General features: G+C 42.2%; 7 protein-coding genes and 1 pseudogene. 3 read left to right on the forward strand and 5 right to left on the reverse strand.

Annotated elements, in window-relative coordinates:
- The 5 genes from RMY32_RS17950 to leuC all read right to left on the reverse strand — a co-directional run.
- Positions 1-432, reverse strand: a 432-nt coding sequence (locus RMY32_RS17950; RefSeq protein WP_409883337.1) for a calcium-binding protein, incomplete at its 3' end; no start/stop codon positions are given.
- A 549-nt stretch (positions 433-981) separates the two neighbouring features.
- Positions 982-1,416, reverse strand: a complete 435-nt coding sequence (locus RMY32_RS17955) for a type II toxin-antitoxin system VapC family toxin (protein WP_322711995.1) — start codon at positions 1,414-1,416, stop codon at positions 982-984.
- Entirely contained in the window at positions 1,413-3,338 is a 1,926-nt protein-coding gene (locus tag RMY32_RS17960) for a DUF4209 domain-containing protein (protein WP_322711996.1), read from the reverse strand. Before RMY32_RS17960 ends, RMY32_RS17955 begins: the two co-directional genes overlap by 4 nt.
- Positions 3,339-3,473: 135 nt before the next feature.
- Entirely contained in the window at positions 3,474-4,082 is a 609-nt protein-coding gene (leuD, locus tag RMY32_RS17965) for a 3-isopropylmalate dehydratase small subunit (protein ID WP_322711999.1), read from the reverse strand.
- Positions 4,083-4,224: 142 nt separating this feature from the next.
- Positions 4,225-5,628: a 3-isopropylmalate dehydratase large subunit gene (leuC, locus tag RMY32_RS17970; RefSeq protein WP_322711997.1), complete on the reverse strand. Its 1,404-nt coding sequence runs from the start codon at positions 5,626-5,628 to the stop codon at positions 4,225-4,227.
- Between the two features lie 306 nt (positions 5,629-5,934).
- Between leuC and RMY32_RS17975 the strand changes: the two genes are divergently transcribed.
- From RMY32_RS17975 to RMY32_RS17985, 3 genes and pseudogenes are all read left to right on the forward strand, one after another.
- A complete protein-coding gene (locus RMY32_RS17975) occupies positions 5,935-7,284 on the forward strand; it encodes a P-loop NTPase fold protein (RefSeq protein ID WP_322711998.1) in 1,350 nt (449 codons plus the stop codon).
- Between the two features lie 82 nt (positions 7,285-7,366).
- The gene (locus tag RMY32_RS17980) at positions 7,367-7,717 is read left to right on the forward strand and encodes a four helix bundle protein (RefSeq protein WP_322684702.1); all 351 of its coding nucleotides are present in this window, start codon (positions 7,367-7,369) and stop codon (positions 7,715-7,717) included.
- Positions 7,718-7,886: 169 nt separating this feature from the next.
- Positions 7,887-11,264: pseudogene (locus RMY32_RS17985) on the forward strand (ribosome assembly protein 4); the annotation flags it as partial.

Raw genomic sequence — 11,264 nt, forward strand, 5'->3', positions numbered from 1 at the left:
GATTTCAAACCTTTCTGCACTGTCTACAGTCAGAGTGAAAGGAACCAAGTTCAGGCGATCGAAGATTGCTCTGCCTTGAGCATCTTGTTGCAGGCGGAAGTTGTCTCCTACACCCGCGCCGTTGACCTCAACCACGTCAAAACCAGCGTTACCGCTCATTCTATCGCTACCGTCACCATTGTTCCAGATGAGCCTGTCGTTGCCGTTTCCGCCGATGAAGGTGTCGTTGCCACGATCTCCGATTAGGGTATCCTGTCCGTTCCCACCGGATAGAAAGTCGATACCATCGCCACCTCGTAACAGGTCATTACCAGCATTTCCAAAAAGGCTGTCATTTCCACCCAAACCATTGAAGTTATCAGAAGCGGCATTACTAATACCTACATCTGCACCATTAGTCGGGCCTGGGCCTGGAATCCAAGTTACTGCCATGATTAATACTCCTAATTCTTAATTTATCTCAGCAAACAATGAGTTACTAATACTTCATTTTTAAGAAATGTATGGAAGTACTAGTTTTTCTCTATGAACTAGAAAACTTATAGTTTTTAGCTGCTAAGTATTAATCAGAGATATTTTCTTGTTTTATGCAGAAGATTGGTTTTTGTAAAACTTCTTCACTATAAGTTTTAGAGACAGACCTGACCTTTTCACAGCATTTTAAAATAAAGAATAGCTTGTGAATGCCTTTTGTAAACTAGCTTTCAACTGATTGAACGATTTCCGCTAAAGTTCAAAATAGTGCTTCTGATCTGCGAGGATTCAATACCTACTTGTTAAATTTACTACCTAATTGCTAAATACATACACTGCCTTAAATGTATTGATTGCACAGTCATCGATCACTTTTATGAGAAGCTCCAAATCTCATTAAAAGCGATGCCAAAAAATAATTTCAAGCGTTAGGACAAAAAGTGCAATCAGTATCTTACCTAGTGTAATAGGCATTATATTCAACACATGATTTAGTTTCATATGTTTTTAAGAATACCCATCCATAGTCCAATCTTGAAGAGATAAATTAGGAACTTTGCTAAAATCTTTGTGATTACGCGTAACGATAATTGCCTGGTTAGCCAGAGCGATCGCAGCTATTCTTAAGTCTTGCGTACCTACCTGTATTTTTTGCCAGCGCAAACTTTGGTAGCAACTATATGCTGCATCATCGAACTCCAGCAAATTCATACTACAAAAGTAAATCTGGGTTATTCGCAAATTTCTATGAGCAACTGCTAAAAGTTCTGGTTTAGTAGCACATTTACTGATAGAAGCTAGTCTGCCTTTTAATTGTTCTTCGAGTGTAACTGTCGTAACAAATATGTTGGAACTGCCAACAACTTGAGCGCGTTGTAGAATTTTAGAATTACCATGTTGAGAAAGAGTAACATGATCGGTATCGAGGATATATAGGCTCAAGCTGACTGATTCTCCTCTAAGGAAGCTTCATAAGCACCAACTTCTGCATCTAATTCACATCGATTTGCATCCATACTTTCGACAAAATCATCAAAAAGCGGGTCATCTTTGAAAATACCATCAAACTTAACCCAAGGATTGGACTCTTCAACCTGCTGTTCATGTTTCAACATTGGCAAACAACAAAGCCGTAATGTGACCCACCATAAGTAAGACATGATAGGGTTGTTGAACTCACTATCATTAATTAAACCATGAGCCATACGGTTTCTTAAATTTGAACCTGAACGCTCAATTAGCAAGCCTTGAAGATCAAAAAGTGCGTCTTCATTAAAAATTGAGTTTATTTCTGGATAATTGCGGGGGAAAAGAGTAGTATTCAAATCACGCTCATCTTCAATTCCCTTATCAATATCAATTTTTGAGGGTAACGCACCCTGCCTTCGGAGTAAATAACGGATAGAATTTTCAAATTGAGGAATGAGAATATGAGTGGATGTGAAGAAATCTCCAATTAGTCCAGCGTAAAGCCCTTTTGCAAACTGATATTCTCTCCCAGGAGGTACAAAGAGGTTGTTTGAAACAAATGGAAATAAGTCTTTTACTTCTATACTATGTTCTAGATTTATTTGACCCCTTGCAGGCTCAATGTAAGCTTGGGCGTAAAGTTTGTGATAGAGGACTGCATTCCTGTACATCTCAAAACGAATTGCTTTCTCTGCTTCATCTGAATTACTAGATTGACGGGCTATAACCTTACCCATCTCATTCATAATTGTGATTGGCATGAACTGAGACAACAAAGCTGTCTCTTCCACCCTTTGTTGAAGGTGTGAGACTTTAGGTGGAATCCCCAAAAGAGCCAAGGCTAATATTGCATCTTGAAATTTTTTGCCCCTAACATAGGCTCTAGCTAGTTCTACGTCAGTGCTGATATTAAACTGAGAAGATATTTTTATTAACTCATTCAAGGATTGTTTTTGATACTCTGGCAGAAGCTTACGAACTTCCTCGAATCTAGCTTTTGCTGCTGCTTTTTGTTCCTCTGTACCTTTGCTTTTTAATTTTTCAAATTCTTCAAACGCCTTTTGTAAATCATTTGATGCTTTGGAATAAGGCTGAGGGTGTTTTGTCAATGAATCTTCAGCTTCCTTTATATAAGTTTCGGCAGCAAGCATTAGTGTTGCATATACCTTTTCGCTATTATTGTCAATGCGATGCCATTCTGCTTTAATTTCCCAGTAGTTTCTTGCCTTATCCCAGTCTTTGGCAGATTCCGCTATAATTGCTGCTTTCTCAGCCAGAGCAGCATATTTAGTCGGATTACCAAGTTTGTATTCTTGCAAAAGCTCCATAAGTTTTGTTGATAGCCACAGTGGATCTTCTCCATTGCAGCGATCAAGGACTGCCTCTATGTGTGCGACAACTACTTCCACTTGATAATTAATTTTGCGTGCTAGCCGAAGCGCTCTTTTAATCCTCTCGACACACCGACTAGTCCATTTTTCAGGATCTTCTAATTCTGCGGCAGATTTTAAGTAGGCTGTAACAGCTAACTGTGCCATCTGATAATTGCCCTTTTTGACCCAGAGAATATCCGCAATTCGTGCTTGAAGTTCTGGATCTGATACTTCAGGAGCAATTTCAGTAAGAAAATTTAAATGTTCATCAGTAAGATTTTGGAAAACTTTAGCAAAAAACTCCTCTGTTGATTCTGGCTTGATTGCAACACCAGTAACAACCGCCAGAATCTCAAAAACAGACTGTTCTCTGACATTTCCTGCTTCTTTTGCTTCTTGTGCTTTGTTCCAGAAGACTCTGTTGTAAGCACTACACTCTTTTCTCTCGCTGCTATTAACCACGTTTTGCCAGCGAGAGTTAATAAAATCTTCTTTAGTGAGAGGAGGGTTTATTAATGGCATAGTCTAGAATTACTTGGCTATATATCTACTATGCCAAATCTGAAATAGATTAAGCTATTGTTAGCTCTAACTAAAATAATGCAAAAAAGCTATAAATTAACATTCCCCGGCAGAGCCAGGGAACGAGAGAGAATGCTAACTCGCGGCTAAATTGCCCCAACTGACATAGGGTAATTTTGCAGCTGTTGCCCGAACTTGGTCAGCATTTGCTACTAACTGACCACAAGCGTCCCAAGTCCCAGAAATAAATGTGCTTCTTGTACCTTCACCGATCGCAACTGGAACAATATAATCGCCAATTTGCACTTGCAAACTTTCCAAATCCACTGTCACGGCAGCTTGGGGATTGGCAGCGACTAAATCTTGCAGTTGTTTAACAGTCACAGCATCGGCTGTCAAACAAGGTATACCCATTGCCACACAGTTACCAAAAAAGATTTCCGCGAAGCTTTCACCAATTAAAGCTTGGATTCCCCATTTTGCGATCGCTTGGGGTGCGTGTTCTCGTGATGAACCACAGCCAAAGTTACGGTTGACTATTAAAATATTCGCGCCTTTGTATTGGGGTTGGTCAAAGGGATGTTCGCCTTTAAGTGCTGTCCGGTCATCGATAAATGCGCCTTCACCTAAGCCATCAAAGGTAACGGCTTTCAAATATCGCGCGGGAATGATGCGATCGGTATCTATATCATTACCCACTAAAGGTATACCGCGCCCTGAAACTGTTTTAACTTCACTCACCATATAACTTGACAAAGGGATTGGGGATTGGGGACTGGGGACTGGGTACTGGGGACTGGGGACTGGGGACTGGGGTAGAGAGGCAAAGGAGAATAATTCTATAACCAATGCCCCATGCCCCATGCCCAATGCCCCATGCTCAAAATTACAACAACTCGCGCACATCAGAGACTTCGCCTTTAATCGCAGCAGTGGCGACCATCGCCGGACTCATTAACAATGTCCGACCGGAAGAGGAACCCTGTCTTCCTTTAAAGTTGCGGTTGGAGGAAGAAGCGCTGATTTGTCTTCCTTGCAGCTTATCGGGGTTCATCGCCAAGCACATAGAACATCCTGGTTCCCGCCACTCAAATCCGGCTTCCTGAAAGATTTTATCCAGTCCTTCAGCTTCCGCCTCTTCCTTCACCCGTTCCGAACCAGGGACAACGAAGGCTTTGATTCCTTCTGCAACGTGGCGACCTTTGGCGATTTTTGCCGCTTCTCGCAAATCGCTAATTCTACCGTTGGTGCAACTACCAATGAAGCAGACATCTATTTTAGTCCCCTTGATCGGTTGACCGGGATATAAATCCATGTAGCGGTAAGCTTCTTCGGCAATAAATCGGTCTTCTTCTAGCAGTTCTTCTGGTTGAGGCACTGACTGGTGGACACCGATACCTTGACCGGGAGTAATCCCCCAGGTGACGGTAGGAGGAATTTCCGCAGCGTCAAATATCACCACATCATCATATTGGGCATCAGCATCGCTCTTGATGGATTCCCACCAAGCTACTGCTTTGTCCCAATCTGCATCAATGGGTGCAAAATCTCTGCCTTTGAGGTAATCGTAGGTAACTCGATCGGGATTGACGTAGCCGCATCTAGCACCGCCTTCGATCGCCATATTGCAGACAGTCATCCTCTCTTCCATATTCATTTGCTCAAAGGTCGTGCCTGCAAATTCGTAAGCATAACCCACACCACCTTTAACGCCAAGGGTGCGGATGATATGCAGAATGACATCTTTGGCGTAAACTCCAGGGTTAAGAGTGCCGTTAACTTCAATTTTGCGGACTTTCAGTTTGGATAAGGCGAGGGTTTGAGAAGCGAGAACATCCCGGACTTGACTAGTACCAATACCAAATGCGATCGCACCAAATGCCCCATGACTGGAAGTGTGACTATCTCCACAAGCGATCGTCATTCCTGGCTGAGTCAGTCCGAGTTCGGGAGCGATGACGTGAACTATACCCTGGCTACCAGAACCAATGTTGTAAAAAGTTATGTTATTTTCTTTACAGTTATTTTCCAGCGCCTGAATCATTTCCTCTGCCAAGTTATCGGCAAAAGGACGCGCCTGATTTTCTGTGGGCACAATATGATCGACTGTGGCGACGGTACGCTGTGGAAAGAGTACTTTTAGACCTCTTTCGCGTAACATAGCAAAAGCCTGGGGACTGGTTACTTCATGAATTAGGTGAAGCCCGATAAATAGTTGCGTCAGCCCTGAGGGAAGTGTACCAACGGTGTGTAAGTCCCAAACTTTATCAAACAGGGTACCTTTGCTCATACGTCAATCAATATTTAAAGAGTCCGGTCTTAAATAGTATCAAAAAAAAGTCTTGGTTTTTACAGATTGCTTCATATTACTTACAGCTTTGGGTAAGGTCGTGGGGAATTGAGGGGTGAAGTTTAAACGCAGAGGCACGCTGAGGTAAGCGCAGAGGTACGCAGAGAATTCGCGATGTCATTCGATCGCCTTTGAGGTAGTAAATGCGAAAATTCCCCGAAATATTTAGATGCCAAGATGTAAATAACTTTATCCTTTTCCACAAGGATATGTTAAGACAATACCAGATTATTTCACTACCAGGTTATGTCCATAGATTTACGGGAATTTTATCAGGCTAGCGATCCCAGCAGAACTCTGTTTGTCAACAATAGCTCTGATGGCAAGTATTATATAGATTTTTCCTCGGTACGAGGTGGTGATATTCTTGGCAAGCTGAAGCAGAAAATTACTTTTTTTAAGCCGAATGAACCCACTTGCACTTTATTTACTGGGCATATTGGTTGTGGGAAATCGACAGAATTATTACGGTTACAGGCAGAACTGGAAAAGTTAGGTTTTCATGTAGTCTATTTTGAGTCCAGTGACGATTTGGAAATGACCGATGTCGATATTGCTGATGTACTGCTAGCGATCGCTCGGCGGGTGAGTCAAAGTCTGGATAAAATTACTCTGGAGTCACCCAACAAGTTTAATGAGTTGTTGCAAGGTGCTTGGAAAGTTTTAAACTCCGAGGTGACGGCGGGAAAAATTAAGCTTCCGGTGGTGGGAGATGTCGGTTTATCCGCAGATAAAGATAAGTTTTCTCTGTCTGTAGGGATTGGGGAAATCACCGCGAAGATGAAAAATGACCCAATGCTGCGAGAAAAACTCAATCAGTATTTAGCACCGCAGAAAACTAAGCTGTTAGAAGCGATTAATCAAGAATTATTAGAACCTGCGATCGCTAAACTCAAACAACAGGGTAAAAATGGTCTGGTGGTAATTGTCGATAATCTTGACCGCATAGATAATCGTGCCAAACCTTGGGGTCGTCCGCAGCAAGAATATTTATTTGTCGATCAGGGTGAGTTTTTGACGAAGCTGAATTGTCATCTCATCTACACCATGCCCTTGTCTTTGAAGTTTTCTGATGATTACGGAATGCTGACTCAGCGTTTCCCAGAAGACCCTAAGGTGTTACCAATGGTTCCTATACAATGGGCTGATGGCAGCGTTCATACACAGGGAATGTCACTCATGCAGCAATTGGTACTAGCTAGAGCTTTTCCTGACATGAAACCAGAAGAGCGTTTAAGTAAAGTTACTGAGATTTTTGATAGTGTTGCTAGCTTAGAGCGTTTATGTCAAATGAGCGGTGGTCATGTGCGGGATGTGCTGAGGCTGCTGAATACCTGGATTATGGAAGAGATGAGTCTTCCCTTAACTCGTGAAACCTTAGAGCAAGTGATTCGTTCGCGGCGAAATGAGATCGTGTTGCCGATTTCTGAGGATGAGTGGCAATTGTTATGCCATGTCAAGGAAAAGAAAAAGGTGAGCGATGACCACGGATATCAAAAACTGATCCGCAGTCGCTTTGTGTTTGAATATCGCGATGGTGGCGAGTCTTGGTTTGATGTTAATCCCGTTTTGGCTGAGGCGAGGGAGTTGCAATGAGGAGGCAGGAGGCAGGAGGCAGGAGGCAGGGGGCAGGGGGTGCAAAATTATCTAGTTTTTTCTAACTTCAAACTTCTGAATCATGAGCTATAGAGAGCAATTTATATGGCAGCGCGGAGTGCAGATCGCTATTAACTGCTATCGACTTACCGAAAAATTCCCTAAGTCTGAACTTTACGGATTAACTAGTCAGATTAGACGCTCGGCAGTTTCTGTGCCATCAAATATAGCAGAAGGCTATGGTAGAAAAACACAGAACGAATATATCCAGTTTCTTCATATTGCTCTAGGTTCGCTTCGAGAACTCGATACCCAGTTGATTATTGCTAAGGAAGTTGGATTGACATCCGCGGAAATATTTACTCCTATTTTGGAAGAAGTTGATAGGTTTCAAGGAATCTTGGTGTCAACTATTCAAAAGATGAAGTCTTGAATCCCTCCTACTTCTTATCTCCTGCCTCCTGCCTCCTGCCCCCTGCCCCTCCTACCTCTTATCTCCTGCCTCCTGCCCCCTGCCCCTCCTACCTCTTATCTCCTGCCCCCTGCCCCTCCTACCTCTTATCTCCTGCCTCCTGTCTCCTGCCCCCTGCCTCCATAAGCTTATGACAGACTCGCAACCACCAAAAGATGACTATGTGAACAGCGATCGCTCCGTGACCCAATTAGCTTGGGCGATCGAATCCTCTGTGGGACAGTTTAAGCTGATTTTGGCACGGTGTAATTATGGCAGCTTGCGCGATCGCTTAATCTCCAGATTGCGAGAAATTTGTCAAGTCGAAATTCGTGTCTTAACGGTGCAGCAATCTAACAGGACTCTTTATACTGCCATTCAAGAAGAATTCGGCAAAGAAATACCAGCCTGTGTGATGGTTGTCGGTTTGGAATCTGTGCAGAATTTATCTGTGATGTTAACTTCTGCAAATCAAGTGCGGGAAGAGTTTCGCAAGAATTTTGCTTTTCCCTTAGTGTTTTGGATTGACGATGAAATCTACAAGCAACTAATACAGCTGGCACCAGATTTGGAAAGTTGGGCAACTACGAGAAATTTTGCCATATCAACACAGCAATTAATAGATTTTATCATAGAAACGGCTAATCAATGGTTTAGTAATAACTTAAAATTTAGCGTAGATGTATATCTTAAACTGGAAAATGAGTTAGAAGCAGCGCAAAGAGATTTAATTAAAAAGCCAGATATTTATAATTTAGACATTCAAGCTAACTTAGAATCTTTATTAGGTTTTGTTAAACAGATAAACAATCAAAAAGATTCGGCATTAAAGCATTATCACAAAGCTTATAAGCTCTGGCAGCAAAGTCATAATTTAGAAAGACAGGCAAAAATCATTAGTGAAATTAGCTTTTGTTATTATCTCAAAGCTTTGAAGCATCAAGATATCAATTGTGAAGATTGGCAAACAAGTTGGCATTATCTTCAAGAATATATAAATCTTATTAACCAGTTTCAAAGTCCAGATTTAATTGCTAACGCAGTAGTGAAATTCGGTGATATATTGCGAGACTTTAAAAAATGGGAAATATTGCAGAGTCTTTCAGAACAAGCTTTAGTAATCCATCAAAATAACAAGCGTTCAAGGGAATTAGCCAAAGATTACGGTTTTTTAGCTGAGGTCGCTTTGGCTCAAAAAAACTGGATGAAAGCAAATCAGTTAGTTAAGCAAGCATTAGAAGTTTTTGCTGCAATTCCAAATCTGGAATCAGCTAATACATCAGGGATTTTATCTGATATTCCCGAAAGGGTTTTCAAATCAAAAGACTTGAGCTTATATCAATTTATTTTAGGTCGTTCTCAATACCATTTAGGTCAAATTAAAGAGGCAATTCTCAGCTTAGAAACTGCTAAAGATGTGGGTAATACCCTAGAAGATGTCAGGCTTTACTTGGATATTCTCAGGTTTTTGCAGCAGCTTTATTTTGAGCAGAAAGAATATCTCAAAGCATACAAAATTAAACAGCAACGACGTTCCATTGAACAGCAATTTGGCTTGCGGGCTTTTATTGGTGCGGGTAGGTTAGAAGCTACAAAACAGGCATTTGTCGAGACATTGCGCTCAAACTCTCCTCAAGGAAATATTGCCCCAGAAATTGCTGCATCTGGTCGTCTCTTGGATGTAGAACGTTTAATCGAACGCATGGGTCGCCCTGATTATAAACTGATAGTAATTCATGGGCAATCGGGTGTAGGCAAAAGTTCTCTAGTGAATGCCGGATTAGTGCCAGCTTTAAAGAATAAAGCGATCGGTGTTCAAGATTATATGCCGGTGGTAATGCGGGTTTATACTAACTGGGCGGAAGAGTTGGGGAATGAGGGGAATGAGGGGGATGAGGGGGACAAGGGGACAAGGGGACAAGGGGACAAGGGGGATGGGGAAGAGTTAAAACTTCAAGTTTCGACCTCTGAACTCGGAACTTCGACCTCAGAAGGTCAACTTTCACCCTCAGAAGGTCAACTTCCACCCTCAGAACTCGGAACTCCGCAATATTTGATATCCAGACTCAAAGAAAACGAACAGCGTAACCTCCGCACAGTGTTAATTTTCGATCAATTTGAGGAATTTTTCTTTGTTTACACCGAACCTGCACAAAGGAAGCAATTCTTTGAGTTTTTGGGAGAGTGTCTGAATGTTCTATCGCTGAAAGTTATCTTATCGCTGCGGGTAGATTACATCCATTACTTACTAGAGTGCAATGATTTGCCCAGTCTACAAATTATTGGCAATGACATTCTCAGTAATAATGTGCTTTACAAGTTGGGAAACTTCTCACCTGCTGATGCGAAATCAATTATTCAGCGTTTAACTGAAAATACTAGCTTTCACTTAGAACCTGCTTTAGTTGAACAACTGGTACAAGATTTAGCCGGAGAATTGGGTGAAGTTCGTCCCATTGAGTTGCAGGTTGTGGGGGCGCAACTGCAAACGGAGAATATTACAACTCTGGCAGAATATCGGCAGCGTGGTACTAAGGACGAATTGGTTAAGCGTTATTTGCATGAAGTTGTTAATGATTGCGGTGAAGAAAATCAGCGAGCAGCAGACATATTACTTTATTTGCTGACCGATGAAAAAGGAACTTGCCCTCTCAAGACTCGCGCTGAGTTGGAACGCGATTTGCTCCTTTACTTCTCGGAGATTTCCCCAACCCACGCCAGTCGCTCCACTTGGGGAGACCCCAAGACTGCGCTGGCTCTCCTTCAAAAGGGGGGCTTTATTCTTGCTACCCCCTTAAAAAGGGGGTCGCCGCAGGCGGGGGGATCGGAAACTAGGGCAAAACAAGCTTCTGAAATCAGTAAATTAGATTTAATATTAGAGATTTTTGTTCAATCCGGCTTAGTAGTTTTGCTACCAGAAAACCCCGCCGACCGTTTTCAACTGGTACATGACTACATCGCCGCCTTTATCCGCCAGCAACAAGAACCGAAGTTAAAGCAAGTGATGGCGGAATTGGAAAAGGAACGAAAAGAAAGAAAACTGAGTGAGGCGAAACTAAATAACTTTCTCAAAGGCGCCCTTTTTAGTTCCATCGCCGCAGGTTTAGGATTTGCTGTTTTAGCAGCAGCAACATTCCAGTGGTCAGTAGAGGCAAATGTTCATCTAATTAACGCCATCAATAATTCTTCTGAGGCCTTTGCTGTTTCTGGACAACATCCAGATGCTTTAATAACAGCCTTAAGGGCAGGTAGCAAACTCAAGCATACAATTTGGGCACAGCACAGAAGCGATACCCGAATGCAAACTGTGTTAACTTTACAGCAAGCGGTTTACTTAAAGCCAAATGAGCCAAAAGAAAATCGCGCGATCGAAGTTAACACTTTAGAAGGTCATAGCAATGCGGTTAATAGCGTCGCCTACAGCCGTGATGGACAACAGCTAGCTTCTGCTAGTGATGACAACACCATCAAAATCTGGGATGTCAGCAGTGGTAAACTCCTCAAATCCCTAAAGGGTCATAGCAATGCG

This window comes from Nostoc sp. ChiSLP03a, assembly GCF_034531215.2.
In the GTDB taxonomy this organism is placed as follows: domain Bacteria; phylum Cyanobacteriota; class Cyanobacteriia; order Cyanobacteriales; family Nostocaceae; genus Nostoc.